The organism is Pseudomonas sp. CGJS7, from assembly GCF_036961695.1.
The window spans coordinates 76699-92507 of record NZ_JBAMDI010000007.1 but is presented as its reverse complement, the minus strand read 5'-3'; the positions used below and the strand labels follow the sequence as shown (position 1 = coordinate 92507).

Below are 15809 nucleotides of genomic sequence, written 5' to 3'. Positions count from 1 at the left end.
GCTACAGGTGGTGACCCTGAGCGAAAGGGCAGGGCCTGCTGGCCAATTTCCACCCGTCGGTCACCGTTGTCGCCGCTACCGTATTCGCGGGTAAACCCGCTCCTACACGCCTGATCGAGGGTGGACACATGTCTGTGGTTGCGCACAGGCCGCCGTGTAGGAGCGGGTTTACCCGCGAAAGGGCCGGGCCTGCTGGCCATTTACCACCCGCCGTTCACCGTTGTCGCCGCTACCGTATTCGCGGGTAAACCCGCTCTTACACGCCGGATCGGGGGTGGACACAGCTCGGTGGTTTGGCGCAGGCCGCGTGTAGGAGCGGGTTCACCCGCGAATAGGCCGGCACAGGCAGCGCATCCCTGTGAATCAACCCGCACCCCCTGCCATCGGCATCCACCACTTCCAATGCCTCCAGGTGCTGGTATCGGCCAAACAGCTCCAGCAGCTGCCCGATCGTGGCATTCAAGCGCACTGTCGGTTGGTCAGCCAGTGGCACCTGCGTCAGTGCTGGTAAAAGCCCGCTGTCGCGTACTCCCATCTCCTGTGGCCGCCCTAGCAAATAGCCCTGCACCAGGTCCACGCCCATCTCCACCAGCACCGCCAGCTCTTCCGCCAGCTCGATGCCCTCGGCAATCACCTGTGCCTTCGATGCCCGGGCGATCTGCAAGATAGAGCCTACAAACTCGCGCTTGAGCGGGTCACGGTGGATGCCGTCAATGAAGTGCCGGTCGATCTTCACGTACTCGGGGCGCAGCTCCGACCACAGGCGCAGGCTGGAATAGCCCGCGCCCAGATCGTCGATGGCAATCGAAAAGCCCATGTCGCGATAGTGGTGCACGGCATTGGACAGCAGCTGGAAGTCGTCGGTGGGCGTGTGCTCGGTCAACTCGATCACCACCCGGCTGGGCGGCAGGCCAACCTGTTCGAGCAGTTTCAGGGTCAGGCCGGAGGGGTAGTGCGGCTCCAGCAGCGATTCGGGTGAGATGTTGAGAAACAGTTTGCCCTGCAGTTGCTGCTCGCTGAAGCGTCGGCAGGCGCTTTCTCGGCAAGCGGCTTCCAGCTCGGTCAGGCGGCCGGCCTGGCGGGCGATGGTAAACAGGTTGAGCGGTGCATGCAGCGGGCTGTTGGACGGGCCACGGCTCAGCGCCTCATGGCCGAATACCCTGTGTTCACTCAGGCACATGATTGGCTGGAACAGACTGTGAATACTGCGCTGAGCCAGGATGGCACTCAAGGCACTGAGCTGTTCGGCAACGGTCATGATGGATTCCTGAAAAGTAAGGGCCGGGCATCTGCATGCCCGGCCCTCATATTTCACGACAGCACGATGACTGTTTGATGACAGGTCACATTATTCTGCCATCATTGCTGAGGTGCCCTACTTCTTGGCCACCTTGGTGCTGGCACTGAGGTAGTCGATCAGGATGCGACCGGTTTCCGCGAGGTAAGCGTCGTCTTCCGGCTTGGTATTTTCATCCTCGACCGGCAGAGCGTCTTCGTCCTCTTTCTTCAGCTCTTTCAGCGGTTCTTCACCCTTGGCCTTGCGGCGGGTGTTTTCCAGCGCCAGTTGCTTGCTCTCGATGCTGTCGTGGCGTGCGCGGCGTTCCTGCTCGTTGAGGCTGACGGTTTTCTCGTTCATCAGCTTCTGGGTCAGGGCCAGGCGGTCGCGGATGTAGGTGAACTCGGCATCCTTGTCGCTGCGCGCCTCATGTTGCGCCTTGAGCTGGGCCAGGAACGGCCTGAACGGATCGGCCGCAGGCTTGACCACCGGGCGGATGGTGTCCCACGGCATGGCCTCTGGCAGGGCGCTCTCGCCGATTTCCTTGGTGTCGATGATCGATGGGTAGTCGATGTCCGGCAGCACCCCCTGATGCTGGGTACTCTGCCCGGAAACCCGGTAGAACTTGGCCAGGGTCAGCTTCAGCTCGCCATGGTTGAGCGGCTGGATGGTCTGCACGGTGCCTTTGCCGAAGGTCTGGCCACCGATGATCAGCGCGCGGTGGTAGTCCTGCATGGCACCGGCGAAGATCTCCGATGCCGAGGCCGATAGGCGGTTGACCAGCAGTGCCAGCGGGCCCTTGTAGAAGGCCCCCGGATTTTCGTCTTCCAGCACGTCGACGCGGCCGTCGCTGTTGCGCACCAGCACGGTCGGGCCTTTCTCGATGAACAGGCTGGTCAGCTCGGTGGCTTCCTGCAGCGAGCCGCCGCCGTTGTTGCGCAGGTCGATGACCACGCCGTCGACTTTCTCTTTCTGCAGTTCGGTGAGCAGCTTCTTCACGTCACGCGTGGTGCTCTTGTACTCGGGGTCGCCAGCGCGGTAGGCCTTGAAGTCCAGGTAGAAGGCCGGGATCTCGATGATGCCCAGCTTGTAGTCACGCCCGTCCTGCTTGAGCTTGAGCACCGACTTCTTCGCCGCCTGCTCTTCAAGCTTCACCGCTTCACGGGTAATCGACACAATTTTGCTGGTCTGGTCGCTAGGCGCATTGCTGGCCGGGATGATTTCCAGGCGCACCACCGAACCTTTCGGGCCGCGGATCAGCTTGACCACTTCGTCCAGGCGCCAGCCCACCACGTCGACCATTTCCTTGTTGCCCTGGGCCACGCCGATGATCTTGTCAGCCGGGGCCACCTGCTTGGTCTTGGCTGCCGGGCCTGCTGGCACCAGGCGCACGATCTTGACCTGGTCGTTGTCGCTTTGCAGCACTGCACCAATGCCTTCGAGCGACAGGCTCATGTTGATGTCGAAGTTTTCGGCGTTGTCCGGCGACAGGTAGTTGGTGTGTGGGTCGTAGGACTGGGCGAAGGTGTTGATGTAGGCCTGGAAGATGTCCTCGGCACGGGTCTGGTCCAGGCGCGTGAGCTGGTTCTTGTAGCGCTTGATTAGGGTTTCCTGGATCTGCTTGGGTTCCTTGCCGGCGATCTTCTGGCGCAGCACTTCGTCTTTGACGCGTTTGCGCCACAAGTCGTCGAGCTCGGCCTGGTTCTTCATCCACGGCGCGTCCTTGCGGTCGATCAGCAAGGTTTCCCTGGTGGTGAAGTCAATCTTGTCCACGCCCTTGTTCAGCTCGGCCAGGGCGAAGTCCAGGCGTTGCTTGACGCGGTCGAGGTAGCGCTTGTAGATGGTGAAGCCCGGGTCCAGGTTGCCGCTCTTGAGAAAATCGTCGAATTGCGTTTTCCATTTATCGAATTCGGCAATGTCGGCAGCGGTGAAGTAGCTGCGCGCCGGGTCCAGCAGCTTGATGTAGCTGTCGTAGATAATGACCGAACGGGCATCGTCCAGGGGCGGCTTGCTGTAGTGGTGGCGCTTGAGCAATTCCACCACGTTGAGGCTGGCGACGATCTCGTCGCGGTCGGGCTGCAGGCTGTCCCACTTGTTGGCGGCCGCCGCATTGCCGCCGAGCGTGAGGCTGCCCAGGCCGATCATCACAGCCAGTGCGGTGCTTGGAAGGAAATGCTTCATGCTGATTCGACGTGGAGGCAATTGATCACGCATAGTAGGCCGTCTTTTCCGTTGCCGGTTCCATGGAGCCGGGCAAATACTGCAAAAGGCCTGAGGTAAGCGACCTCAGGCCCAGTCATGATTCAACTATGGAGGCACTGTGAAGGCATTGCAAGGCGTTGACGGACATGTGGAGTGGGTCGAGGCCGAACGCCCGACCTGTGACGCGGGCCAAGTGCGCATTCGCGTGGCCGCTGCGGGGCTGAACCGCGCCGACCTGCTGCAGATGAAAGGTTTGTACCCGCCACCACCAGGTGCCAGCCCATACATGGGGCTGGAGTGTTCCGGGGTGGTTGAAGAGGTGGGGGCTGGTGCCGCCTGGCGCGTGGGTGACCGCGTTTGCGCCCTGCTGGCCAGCGGCGCCATGGCCGAGGAAGTGGTGGTCGATGCCCGTCACGTATTGCCGGTACCCGAAGGCCTTGGCCTGCATGAGGCGGCAGCGTTGCCGGAGGTGTATGCCACCGCCTGGCTGAACATCTTCCAGCTCGGTGCAGTTAAGGCTGGCGAGAAGGTGCTGGTGCACGCCGGCGCCAGTGGCGTTGGCTCGGCCGTCATCCAGCTGTGCAAGGCGTTCGGCAGCCCGGTATGGGTCAGCGTCGGTTCGCAGGACCGCCTGGCCTACTGCCAGGCGCTGGGCGCTGCGGGGGGTGTGGTACGTAACGAGAACCTGGACGAGCTGGAAGCTTTCGGCCCGTTCGATGTGATTCTCGACCCGGTGGGCGCCAGCTACGGTGAGCTGAACCTCAAGCTGCTGGCCCGTGACGGGCGCTGGGTGATCATCGGGCTGATGGGCGGACGCAAGTTCGAGCTGGACCTGGCCCAAGTGCTGGGCAAGCGTCTGGAAATTACCGGTTCCACCCTGCGCAACCGTGATGACGGCTTCAAGGCCGAGTTGCTGCGCGAACTGCAGCAGCAAGTATGGCCGCTGTTCGCCGAGGGGCGGTTGTCGCCGCAGCTGGTCGACACCTATCCGGTGGAGTTTGCCCAGGCGGCGTATGCCGAGCTGGAGACCAACCAGGTGTCGGGCAAGCTGGTGATGGTGATCGACCCTAGCCTGGTGTAAGCAGGCCTGGCCCCTTCGCGGGTAAACCCGCTCCTACATCGGGATCGCCATAATTTGAACACTGTGCGATGTAGGAGCGGGTTTACCCGCGAAGGGACCGGCACAGCCCATAAAAACCTTCAGCTCCAGCTCAGAATCGGCCACCCATTGATCTCGGCATGCTCGCGCAACACCGCGTCCGGGTTCACCACATGCGGGTGATCCACTCTCAACAACAACGGCAAGTCATTCCTCGAATCGGAATAGAAACTCGCGCCCTCCAGGTTTTCCTGCTCCTGATCCAGCCACTCCAGCAACCGGGTGATCTTGCCCTCACGATAGGTCAGCACGCCGTGGGTCTTGCCGGTGTACACCCCGTTCACTGCCTCCAGCTCGATGGCCAGGTACTCATCCACGCCCAGTCTCGCGGCAATCGGCCCGACCAGGTGCGTACCCGAAGCGGAAATGATCAGGATGCGATCCCCACGCTTGCGGTGCTCGGCAATGCAGCGGCAGGCGTCACCGTAGATGATCGGTTCGATCACTTCTTCGACCCACGGTGTCACCAGGTGCTCGACTTCTTCCAGGGTACGCCCGGCAATCGGCTCCAGGCTGAAGGCCATGTAGTCCTCCATCTGCAGGTGGCCCCTGCCATAGGCTTCCATCAGTTCATGATCGCGGCGCAGGAAATCCTTGCCGTCGACCCAGCCCAGCCTGGCCATCTGCTCGCTCCACAGTGATGCGCAGTCGCCGTGGATCAGGGTTTCATCCAGATCGAAAATTGCCAGTGCCATTGTATTGAGTCTCCTTAAGCCACTTCCCGCAGCGCAGTGGGGTCGATCGACACGCTTACCCGTTTTCCGTCCGCATGCAAGTCGGCCGGCGAGCGGTTGAGCACATCGACCACCAGCTCCACTTCGCGCACCCGCACCCGGTAGCGGATCACGTTGCCCAGCAGGCTGTGGCTGCGCACCTCGGCGTCCAGCTCGCCGTGCTCGCCAAGGGTGATCGACTCCGGGCGGATCGCCAGGCGGCTGGCCACCGGGCGCTGCAGCAGGCGGCTGGCGCTGTCGGCGTCGAGCAGGTTGTAGTTGCCGATAAAGCCGGCGGCAAACAGGTCCACGGGTGCGGTGTAGAGGGTTTCGGCATCGCCACTCTGAACAATGCGCCCCTGGTTCATCAGGAAGATGCGGTCGGACATGGTCAGCGCTTCCTCCTGATCGTGAGTGACGAAGATGGTGGTCAGCCCCAGTTCGCGCTGGATGGCGCGGATCTGCTCGCGCAGGTGCTTGCGGATACGCGCATCCAGCGCCGACAACGGTTCGTCGAGCAGCAGCAGGCGCGGGCGGGTGACCAGTGAGCGTGCCAGGGCCACGCGCTGGCACTGGCCACCGGAAAGCTGGTGCGGGTAGCGCCCGGCGAACTTGCCCAGCTCCACCAGCTCCAGCACCTCGCGTATCCGCAGCTGGCTTTCATCGGCCTTGACCTTCTGCATGCGCAGGCCGAAGGCGACATTCTGCTCCACGGTCATGTTGGGGAACAGCGCGTAGCTCTGGAACACCATGCCGATGCCACGCTTTTGCGGGCTTAGCGGCACGATGTCGTGGCCGTCGAGCAGTATCTGCCCGCTGTCCACCGAGGTCAGCCCGGCAATGCAGCGCAGCAAGGTGGACTTGCCGCAGCCGGACGGGCCGAGCAGGGTGACGAATTCGCCGCGTTCGATGTGGCAGTCGATGCGCTCGAACACCGGGCTGCCGGCGTAGCTTTTCTGCAGTTTCTGTACGCTGACGAAGCTCATGTCAGGTCTTGTCCTTATTCAGGCGGTTGGCGACCCAGGTCAGTACCAGCACGAAGGCGAAGTAGGAGATGACCAGCGCGCTGTTGAAGTGGCCGCTGCTGTTGCGCATGTTGTTCAGGTACACCTGCAGGGTCTCGTAGCGGGTGCCGACCAGCAGGTTGGCAAACACGAATTCACCGAACAGGAACGAGAACGACAGCAGCACTGCCACCATCAGGCCCTGGCGCAGGTTCGGCAGCACCACCAGCAGTGCGGCCTGCCAGGTGCTGGCGCCGAGCAACTGCGCGGCGTCCATCAGGTCGCGCAGGTTGATGGCCTGCAGGTTGTTGGTGATGGCCCGGTACATGAACGGCAGGGCGATGGTGAAGTAGCAGCCGATCAGGATCCACGGTGTGCCGACCATGGCCATCGGCCCGCTGCCATACAGCTGCAGCAGCCCCACCGACGACACCACCGGCGGCACCGCGAATGGCAGCAGGATGAGGATGTTCATCAGCGCGTCGAGCCGCGGGAAGTGGTAATGCACCACGAACAGCAGTGGCAAGATCAGCACCACCGACAGCAGCAGCGCGCCTACGCACACCAGCAGCGACTGGCCGAAGGCCGCGAGGAAACGCGGCTCGCTCCACAGCGCCGCATACCACTTCAGGGTCAGGCCACTGGGCAGCAGGCTCGCCGACCAGCTGGTGGCCAGCGAGTAGAGGAGGGTGCCGGCCAGGGGCAGCAGCAGGATCAGGAACAGCAGGTAGACCACGAGGCGGTGGTACCAGCCGCCGGAACGGATGTCAGCGCGCATGGTAGCTCCTTTTCAGCAGCCATTGATGCACCACCGTGACCAGCGTCATCAGCCCCACCAGCACCATCGCCAGGGCGCTGGCCAGGTTCGGATCGAGGCTGATGTCGCCCGCCACCAGGCCGGCGATGCGGATCGGCAGTACGTTGAAGTTGCCGGTGGTCAGTGCGTACACCGTGGCGTAGGCGCCCAGGGCGTTGGCCAGCAGGATGACGAAGGTGCCCAGCAGTGCCGGGGCCAGCACCGGCAGGCCGATGTGTCGCCAGAACTGCCAGTGGTTGGCGCCCAGCAGTGCGGCTGACTCGCGCCAGTCTTCGCGCAGGGCGTCGAAGGCGGGGTACAGCAGCAAGACGCCCAGCGGGATCTGGAAGTAGGTGTACACCAGGATCAAGCCGCTTTTGGAATAGATACTGAAGTCTTCCAGCAGGCCGACCTGCTTCAGCAGCAGCGTCAGCGCGCCGTTGAAGCCAAGCAGGATGATGAAGGCAAAGGCCAGCGGTACGCCGGCAAAGTTGCTGGTCATGTTGGCGAAGGCGCTGACGAAGTCGCGCAGCTTCGAGTCCACCTGGCGCAGTGAATAGGCGCCGAGGGTAGCGATGACGATGCCGAACACGCTCGACCAGAAGCTGATTTCCAGGCTGCGTTGCAACGCCTGCCGGTAGAACTTGGAGGCGAACACCTTGCTGAAGTTGTCGATGCCCCAGCCGGCCTCCGATTGCAGGCTGTTGATCGCCACCCAGGCCAGCGGGGCGACCTGGAAGATGACGAAGAACACGGCGAACGGCAGCAGGCAGAGCAGGGCCAGGTAGCGGCCACGTATGCCGCCATTCACTTCAGCAACTCCCGGCAAACCGTCTTGTCGTGCGCGGCGCCCAGCAGCTCGCAGATGGTGCCGCACAGTTCGGTCTGCAGCGGTTTGGCGGCCGGGTCCAGGCTGAAGGCGTCGCCGAAGACGAACAGCGGCACTTCACGTTCTTCCGCCAGCAGGCCGTTGTGCGAGCGGTCGTTGTTCATGCCGTGGTCGGCGGTGACCAATACCTGGTAGCCCTCTTCGAGCCAGCCGGGCAGATAGTCGGCCAGCAGGATGTCGACGCTGCGCGCAGCGTTGCGATACTGGCTGCTGTCCAGGCCGTGGCGGTGACCCACGTCGTCAACGCTCATCGGGTGCACCAACAGGAAGTTGGGCGCGTGGCGGCGGCGCAGGTACTCGCCATCGGCCAGAAGGTGCGAATCGGGGTAACGGTCGTCCCAGTAGAACAGTCCATGCTGGATCGGCAGTTTCGGCGCGTGGGTATGGCGGTCGCGCTGCGGATCGAAGGGCGAGCGGTTGTACAGCTCGCTCATCCAGTGATAGGCCGCCGCCGCAGTGCCCAGGTTGGCCTCGCGGGCGTAGTGAAACACGCTGCGTTGGTTGGACAGGCGGTTGATGTTGTTGTGCACGATGCCGCTGTCGATCGGTGGCACGCCGGTGAGGATGCATTCGTACAGCGGCCGCGACAGCGAGGGCAGCTCGCATTCCACGCGGTACAGCGCGGCGCGGTCGGCCTCGACGTAGGCGTGCAGGTGGCCCATCGCATGATGGGCGACCTGGTAGTTGAGGCCGTCGAGCAGGACCAGGATGACGTTGTGTTGCATGTTTTCTCCAGTCATGAACCGCGTTGGCATCTTCGCGGGTAAACCCGCTCCTACATGTATCGCGTATCCCTGTGTAGGAGCGGGTTTACCCGCGAAAGGGCCGGATCAGGCACTACAAAGCCCAGCCCCTTACTCCATCTCGATGATCACCTGCTCCTGCCACATCTGCGGCAGTTTCTTCGAGGTGGCTTCCCAGGCTTCGGCATTCTTGATCGGCTGGGCGGCAGCGTACTGGTCGTTGGGCAGCAGCTTGGCCTGCACATCCGCCGGCAGCTTCAGGTGCTCGGCCCGGATCGGCCGCGCATGGCCCTTGGCCAGGTTGATCTGCCCGGCGTCGCTGAAGATGTATTCACGGGTCAGCTTGGCCGCGTTGGGGTGCTTGGCGTACTTGTTGATGACCGTGGTATAGCCGGAAATCACCGAGCCGTCCGAGGGGATAAGCACTTCAAAACGTTTTGGGTCGATCTGTTCACGGTAGCTCAGGCCGTTGAAGTCCCACACCACGCCAACTTCCACCTCGCCCTTCTCCAGTGTCTGGATGGTCGGGTTGGCCAGCGACAGGCGCTTCTGCTGCGCCAGCTTGGTGAACAGCTGCAGGCCCGGCGCCACGTTGCTTTCGTCACCCTTGTAGGCGATGGCCGCAGCCAGCACACCGTTGGCGGCCTGGGCGGCGGTGCCGACGTCACCGATGGCGACCTTGTATTTGCCTTTTTCCAGGTCATGCCAGGTTTTCGGCCGTTCCTCTTCCTTGACCAGGTCCTTGTTGATGATGAAAGCGATGGTGCCGGTATAGGCCAGCGCCCAGTGGCCGTCCTTGTCCTTGGCCCATTCCGGCACCTGGTCCCAGGTGCTTGGCTTGTAAGGCTGGCTGACGCCCTTGGTCACCGCGATCGGGCCGAAGGCGGCACCCACGTCACCGATGTCGGCGCTGGCGTTGTCCTTCTCGGCTTCGAACTTGGCCAGTTCCTGGGCCGAGCTCATGTCGGTGTCGCTGTGCTTGAGGCCGTACTTGCTGGCCAGGTCTTCCCAGGTGCCTTTCCAGTTTGCCCAGGCGTCGGGCATGCCCACGCTGTTGACAGTGCCTTCCTTGCGGGCGGCGTCTTCCAGGGCCTTGAGGTCAGTGCCGGCGGCCATGGCCGTGGTGCACAACGCGATGGCCGAACCAAGCAGTGACGCCATGAAGAACTTTTTCATCCGAAGCTCCTTTGGGTGGGTGCCTTTGCGATCGTTGTTCTGGGTAAAGCCGTTGCAAGCCTTTGACTGGCACCTTTGGTCTAGGTCAGCAAACCTTGAGCCAAAGTAGGCCGCTTGCGTGACAGTTTGATGTAGGGAGGGGGCCGGCAAGGGCCCTGAAGCTACAGCGTAGACCAGGTAATCGCCCCGGTTCTGCTGGCTTGGCGCGTTTCTGGCAGTGCCTGGCCCTTTGTCACAGGATGTTCATCAGCCCTGCCTAGGCTTGCACTATTCTCAACCTGCCCTGTGATGGGGCTGGACTAGTCCAGATAGGTAACCTTTCGATGCAGTCGACGCCCCCGCGTGCGGTAACAGCCATCTGCCATGCCCTGCAGGAGCAGATCGAGCATGGCCTGCTGGCGCCGGGCGGCAAGCTGCCGGCCGAGCGGCGGCTCAGCGAGGTGTTCGACACCACGCGCATTACCCTGCGTGAGGCGTTGGTGCAGCTGGAGGCCCAAGGCTTGATCTACCGAGAAGAGCGCCGAGGCTGGTTCGTTGCGCCGCAGCGCTTGACCTACGACCTGATCGAGCGCAGCCACTTCCATGCCATGGTACGCGATCAGGGGCGGGTGGCCAGTACCGAACTGCTGTCGGCGAGGCTGCAGCCGGCTTCGGCGGCCATCTGTGCACGCTTGCAGCTGCCGGCGTTGTCCAGTGTGGTGCGCGTCTGCCGGTTACGGCGGATTGACGGGCGGGCGGTGCTGTATGCCGAGCATTACCTCAACCCCCGTTACTTTCCAGGCATTCTCGAACACGACCTGGCGCAGTCACTGACCGAGATTTATGGGCGGGTGTATGGCATCGAGTACGGGCAGGTGTGCTTCGAGATCCTGCCGACAGCGTTGCCGGTGGAGGCGGCCAGTGCCTTGAAAGTGTCGGCGGGCAGCCCGGGGTTGCACATTACCCGGGTCAACAGCGACCAGCATGGGCACTTGATCGACTGTGACCTCGAGTATTGGCGGCATGATGCGATCCGCATTCGTGCCCAGGCTGGATGATGTGTTGCCTTCTTCGCGGGTAAACCCGCTCCTACGAGCCGGCCTCGGTCATTCCACCCCCACCGGCTGTCACCACCTGCACCGACAACCGCGGCGTCGCCAGGTCCAGCCCGGCTTCATCCAGCTGCCGCTTCAAGGCCAGGTTGAACGCCCGCGACACCTCCCACTGCTTGATCGGCGCGGTCTTGAACCGCGCCCGCAAGATCGCCGACCCTGACTCGAAGCTCTCCACCCCCTGCAGCTCCAGCGGTGACCAGATATTGCGGCGCATCAGCGGGTCGTTGCGCAGCTTCTGCCCAACTTCGCGAACCAGCGAGATCGCCTGGTCGATGTTCATGCTGTGCGGGATTGCCACGCGGAAGATCGCGTAGCCGAACTCCCGCGAGTAGTTCTTGATGCTCTTGATTTCGCTGAACGGGATGGTATGCACAATGCCGTCGATGTCGCGCAGGCGCACGGTACGAATGGTCAACCCTTCTACCGTGCCCAGGTGGCCGCCGACATCCACGTAATCGTCGATGGCCAGCGAATCTTCGATGATGATGAACAGGCCGGTGATCAGGTCGGCCACCAGCGACTGCGCGCCAAAACCGATGGCCAGGCCGATCACACCGGCACCGGCCAGCAGCGGGGTGACGTTCATGCCCATGTTGGCCAGGGCGACGATGACCGCGATGATGAAGATGACCACAAACATCACGTTGCGAATCAACGGCATCATGGTTTGCGCACGGGCGTTGGCCAGCCCCCGGCGCGAGCGCACCAGGGCATGGTGTACGGCGGTGTCGGCAAGGATCCACACCAGCCAGGCCACGATCAGCGTGCCGGCCAGGCCCAGCAGGCGCAGGCTGATGTCATGGCCGTCGCCCTCGGCGAAGCTGATCATCGACACGCCCCACACACGCAGGCCCAACTCGATGAACACCAGCCAGATGAACAGGTGCACCAGCAGGTAGCCGAAGTTGCGCAGGCGTTCGGTGTACACCGCCTGGCGCTTGCTGGCCCGCTTGGGGTTGGCGGCATGGCGGCGCACCAGGCCGTTGAGCACCATGCACACCACCACCAGCACGGTGCACATCAGCGACTGGCGCAGGGCGGTGCTGGTGTCGCCGGCGGAGACGAAGGTGGCGAACAGCGAAATGGCCACCAGGATCAGCGCCGGAATGAACCAGAAGCTGCCGAGGATCTCGATGGTATCGCTGAGGGTACGTCGGGTCAGGCGTCGCGACAGTGGCTGGTTGCGGATCAGGTGGGCGATCGGCCGGCGGAAGCGCAGGATGAACAGCCCGGTACACAGTGCCGCAATCACATTGGCCAAGGTAGCCAGGGTGTGGGCCAGGTGGGTACCGAGGGCAACCAGCATGCGTGGATCGCTCATCGCCTCGCCAAACGCGGCGAAGCTGCCAATAAGCCACAACGGGCGAAACGCCTGGCGCCGCAGGATGTGCAGGGCGCGGTGGCGGTGTGGGCCGTCCAGCAAGGAAAAGGCGATGACGCAAATGGCCGAAAAGCAGGTACCGACCACCAGTGCGTAGGCCAGCACCATTGCCAGGGATTTGCCCAGTGATGGCGGCAGCACGAAACTCAGGTACACCGTGAACACCAGCGCCACCAGCCAGGGGCCGAGCTTGCGCAAGGCAAAGCGCACCAGGTCCCAGGTCCGCGGGTGCTGTGGCAGTTCCTCGCTCAGGCCAAAGCGCAGGCGGACCCGATGGCCGACCCAGTTGAAGGCATAGGCCAGCACGCTCCACACGGCAATCACTGCAGCAAAACCGAACAGGATCGCCGGCCACTGGTGCACGGGCACCACCAGTTCCGCCAGTTCGGCCTGGGCCTGTTCGATTTCCGCGGCCCAGCGGTGGAATGGGCTGGCATCGCCGCTGAACTGTTTTTCAAAGTCATGCAGGGCACCGCCGATCAGGCCGAGTACGCCCTGTTCAACGCTGGGTTGCGATTGCCGGGTGGCGTCGCGCAGTTTTTTCAGGTCGGCCAGCAGCTTGGCCCGTTGCTGGTCGTTTTCGAGGTTCTTGATCACCTCGTCCAGCGACTTGCCCAGCGGCTCGGTGGCCTCTGGTTGCGCGGGCGCACTGCCGCCCAGCAGGCCAGGCAAGCCCGCCGCTTGTACCGGGGCAATGAAAAGCAAGAGCAACAGGAACAGGTAACGCAGGAGGGCAGGCACTGGCAAATCTACCTCAGGTCAAACGATTGACCGAGTGTAGAGGTTTATGTCGGCAGTTTCTCGAGGATCTTCCAGCAGGTGAGGCCGAATATACCCAGGGTGCCGACCCACATCATCAGTACACCGATGTTGCGTTCGCGCATGCTGAAGCCGATGGTCAGCAGCATCAGGAACAGGAACACCGGTACGAACAGTGACAGGAACGGGGACATGGACAGCAATCCTTTTGCAGTGGGGCCATGTAACAAGCATAGCGCTTGGCCAACGAGGCGTGATTGACCTTGAGCACGTTTAAGCAGGCGCGGCCTGTTCGCGGCGGTTCGACGCCTCGATGAACCCGCTCCTACGGGGACCGCACAACCCCGTAGGAGCGGGTTCACCCGCGAATAGGCCGGGCCTGCTTACATCAAGGCAGCTCGCGGCTACGGTAGAACGCGGTCAGTACCTTCACCAGATGCGCCAGGTCATGGCTGCCACACAGCTCGCGAATGGAGTGCATGGCAAAGGTCGGCAAACCGATATCCACCGTGCGCACACCCAGGTGGCTGGCGGTGATCGGCCCGATGGTCGAGCCACATCCCATGTCGCTGCGCACCACAAAGCTCTGCACCGGTACTTCCTCGGCCATGCACAAGTGGCGGAAGAACCCGGCAGTCTCGCTGTTGGTGGCGTAACGCTGGTTGTTGTTCACTTTGATCACGGGCCCGGCGTTGAGCTTCGGCCCGTGGTTGCCGTCATGTTTGTCGGCGTAGTTGGGGTGCACGCCGTGGGCGTTGTCGGCCGATACCATCAGCGAGCGCTGGACGGTGCGCACATAGGTGTCGCCATCGGGTAGCAGGCGCTGCAGGGTCTGCTCCAGCATCGGGCCATCGGCACCGCAGGCCGAGCAACTGCCGACTTCTTCGTGGTCGTTGCACACCAGCACACAGGTCTCGTCGCTGTCGGCGGCCAGCAGGGCCTGCAAACCGGCGTAGCACGACAGCAGGTTGTCCAGGCGGGCGCCGGCGATGAAGTCGCCATTCAGACCGATCAGCGCGGCGTCCTGCGTGTCATAGAAGCTCAGCTCGTAGTCCAGCACCACGTCGGCGATCAGCTCGTGCTCGCGGGCCAGTTGCTCGGTGAGCAGGGCGCGGAAGTCGATGCGTTCGTCACCGGCCACTTGGGCGAGGATGGGGGGCAGTTCGTTCTGCGGGTTGATCGCCCAGCCTTCGTTGGCGGTGCGGTTCAGGTGGATCGCCAGGTTGGGGATGATCGCGATTGGCAGCTTGAAGTCGATCAGCTGGCTTTCGACCTTGCCGTCACGGCGGTAGGTGACGCGACCGGCCAGCGACAGGTCGCGGTCGAACCAGGGGGCCAGCAACGCGCCGCCATACACTTCCACGCCCAGTTGCAGGAAGCCCTGGCGCTGCAGCTCGGGCTGAGGCTTGACCCGCAAGCACGGGCTGTCAGTGTGGGCGCCGACCATGCGGATGCCATTGAGCAGCGGCGACTGCTTGCCCAGTTTGATGGCGATGATTGAAGAATCGTTGCGGGTGACGTAGTAGCGGCCGCCAATCTCGGTGTCCCAACTGTCGCGCTCGTCCAGGCGCTTGTAGCCGGCCGCCTCAAGGCGCTGGACCAGGCTGGCGGTGGCATGGAAGGGCGTGGGGGAGGCCTTGAGAAATTCGATGAGGCCGGTATTCAGTGCGTCGCGCATAGCTCACTCCAGACAGCAGTGGCGCGAGTTTAACGCAGAATGTCGACAATTTGTGTCTGCATCTTCGCGGCTAACGCCGCTCCCACAGGTATTGCACAGCCCCTGAGCGCAGTGCGGTCCTTGCAGGAGCGGCTTTAGCCGCGAAGAGGCCGGTACAGGCCCTGCAAAATCAGAACGGTGCCGGGCACTCGAACTTCAACCGCTGCCCGGACACCGGGTGGGTAAAGCTCAGCATCGAGGCATGCAGGCACAGCCGCTCATGGGCCGCCAGGGCTTGCGGGTTGGCGTACAGGCGATCACCCAGCAGCGGGTGCCCGATCGACAGCATGTGCACGCGCAGCTGGTGCGAACGCCCGGTAATCGGCGTCAGCTCCACCCGACAGTGATCGCCGCAGCGTTCGACGATACGCCAGAAGGTCAGGGCGTGCTTGCCCTGCTCGTGGTCCACCACATGCCGTGGTTTGGTCGGTGGGTCGTAGCGCAGCGGCAGGTCGATGCTGCCGCTGTCCAGCGCCGGCTGGCCCCAGCACAGTGCGGTGTAGGCTTTTTCGGTTTCACGGTCGTGGAACTGGCGCGACAGCTCGCGGTGGCTGTCGGCATCGCGGGCCAGCAGGATGATGCCGGAGGTTTCCCAGTCCAGACGGTGCACGATCAGCGCATCGGGGTAGCCGTTTTCCTGCAGACGGGTGATCAGGCAGTCCTTGTTGTCCTCGGCACGGCCAGGTACCGACAGCAGCAGGGTCGGTTTGTTGATCACCAGGATGGCGGCGTCTTCGAAGAGGATCTGGACATTCGACAGCGGCATTGCAGGTCTCACGAAAATAGCAGTAAACGCTGGGGCCGCTTTGCGGCCCTTCGCGGGCAAGCCCGCTCCTACAAAGGGTATGCGTTCCCCTGTAGGAGCAGGCTTGCCCGCGAAGGGCTGCAAGGCAGCCCCAA

General features: G+C 63.0%; 14 protein-coding genes. 2 read left to right on the top strand and 12 right to left on the bottom strand.

Annotated elements, in window-relative coordinates; translation table 11 throughout:
* Nucleotides 1-256 precede the first annotated feature (256 nt).
* The gene (locus V7787_RS06815) at nucleotides 257-1258 is read right to left on the bottom strand and encodes an EAL domain-containing protein (protein ID WP_064491336.1); all 1002 of its coding nucleotides are present in this window, start codon (nucleotides 1256-1258) and stop codon (nucleotides 257-259) included.
* Nucleotides 1259-1375: 117 nt separating this feature from the next.
* The gene (locus V7787_RS06810; RefSeq protein WP_162497229.1) at nucleotides 1376-3457 is read right to left on the bottom strand and encodes a carboxy terminal-processing peptidase; all 2082 of its coding nucleotides are present in this window, start codon (nucleotides 3455-3457) and stop codon (nucleotides 1376-1378) included.
* Between the two features lie 139 nt (nucleotides 3458-3596).
* On the opposite strand from V7787_RS06810, the gene V7787_RS06805 reads away from it, so the two are divergent.
* Nucleotides 3597-4559 (top strand): NAD(P)H-quinone oxidoreductase, encoded by a 963-nt coding sequence (locus V7787_RS06805; RefSeq protein ID WP_064491334.1) that lies wholly within the window; start codon nucleotides 3597-3599, stop codon nucleotides 4557-4559.
* A gap of 119 nt (nucleotides 4560-4678) precedes the next feature.
* Here V7787_RS06805 and V7787_RS06800 read toward each other — a convergent pair whose 3' ends face one another.
* From V7787_RS06800 to V7787_RS06775, 6 genes are all read right to left on the bottom strand, one after another.
* Nucleotides 4679-5332: an HAD family hydrolase gene (locus tag V7787_RS06800; protein ID WP_064491333.1), complete on the bottom strand. Its 654-nt coding sequence runs from the start codon at nucleotides 5330-5332 to the stop codon at nucleotides 4679-4681.
* Nucleotides 5333-5346: 14 nt separating this feature from the next.
* Nucleotides 5347-6336: an ABC transporter ATP-binding protein gene (locus V7787_RS06795; protein ID WP_064491332.1), complete on the bottom strand. Its 990-nt coding sequence runs from the start codon at nucleotides 6334-6336 to the stop codon at nucleotides 5347-5349.
* Between the two features lies 1 nt (nucleotide 6337).
* Nucleotides 6338-7132, bottom strand: a complete 795-nt coding sequence (locus V7787_RS06790; RefSeq protein WP_003252553.1) for an ABC transporter permease — start codon at nucleotides 7130-7132, stop codon at nucleotides 6338-6340.
* Nucleotides 7122-7961 carry an ABC transporter permease gene (locus tag V7787_RS06785; RefSeq protein WP_010952772.1) on the bottom strand — a complete coding sequence of 280 codons (840 nt, stop codon included), beginning with the start codon at nucleotides 7959-7961 and terminating at the stop codon, nucleotides 7122-7124. The genes V7787_RS06790 and V7787_RS06785 overlap by 11 nt, the downstream gene beginning before the upstream one ends.
* Nucleotides 7958-8764 carry an alkaline phosphatase family protein gene (locus tag V7787_RS06780; protein WP_003252558.1) on the bottom strand — a complete coding sequence of 269 codons (807 nt, stop codon included), beginning with the start codon at nucleotides 8762-8764 and terminating at the stop codon, nucleotides 7958-7960. Before V7787_RS06780 ends, V7787_RS06785 begins: the two co-directional genes overlap by 4 nt.
* A 129-nt stretch (nucleotides 8765-8893) precedes the next feature.
* The gene (locus V7787_RS06775; protein ID WP_064491331.1) at nucleotides 8894-9958 is read right to left on the bottom strand and encodes an ABC transporter substrate-binding protein; all 1065 of its coding nucleotides are present in this window, start codon (nucleotides 9956-9958) and stop codon (nucleotides 8894-8896) included.
* A 323-nt stretch (nucleotides 9959-10281) separates the two neighbouring features.
* Between V7787_RS06775 and V7787_RS06770 the strand changes: the two genes are divergently transcribed.
* On the top strand, nucleotides 10282-10995 hold the full coding sequence (locus V7787_RS06770; protein WP_003252562.1) for a UTRA domain-containing protein: 714 nt from the start codon (nucleotides 10282-10284) through the stop codon (nucleotides 10993-10995).
* A 31-nt stretch (nucleotides 10996-11026) separates the two neighbouring features.
* On the opposite strand, the gene V7787_RS06765 is transcribed toward V7787_RS06770, so the two are convergent.
* The 4 genes from V7787_RS06765 to V7787_RS06750 form a co-directional block, all read right to left on the bottom strand.
* On the bottom strand, nucleotides 11027-13174 hold the full coding sequence (locus V7787_RS06765; protein WP_049587301.1) for a mechanosensitive ion channel family protein: 2148 nt from the start codon (nucleotides 13172-13174) through the stop codon (nucleotides 11027-11029).
* 44 nt (nucleotides 13175-13218) lie between these two features.
* Complete coding sequence (locus tag V7787_RS06760; RefSeq protein ID WP_003252566.1) at nucleotides 13219-13386, bottom strand: hypothetical protein; 168 nt, start codon at nucleotides 13384-13386, stop codon at nucleotides 13219-13221.
* Nucleotides 13387-13580: 194 nt separating this feature from the next.
* Nucleotides 13581-14870 carry a M18 family aminopeptidase gene (locus V7787_RS06755; RefSeq protein ID WP_064491330.1) on the bottom strand — a complete coding sequence of 430 codons (1290 nt, stop codon included), beginning with the start codon at nucleotides 14868-14870 and terminating at the stop codon, nucleotides 13581-13583.
* A 169-nt stretch (nucleotides 14871-15039) separates the two neighbouring features.
* Complete coding sequence (locus V7787_RS06750) at nucleotides 15040-15675, bottom strand: RluA family pseudouridine synthase (RefSeq protein WP_019436776.1); 636 nt, start codon at nucleotides 15673-15675, stop codon at nucleotides 15040-15042.
* Between the last annotated feature and the right edge of the window lie 134 nt (nucleotides 15676-15809).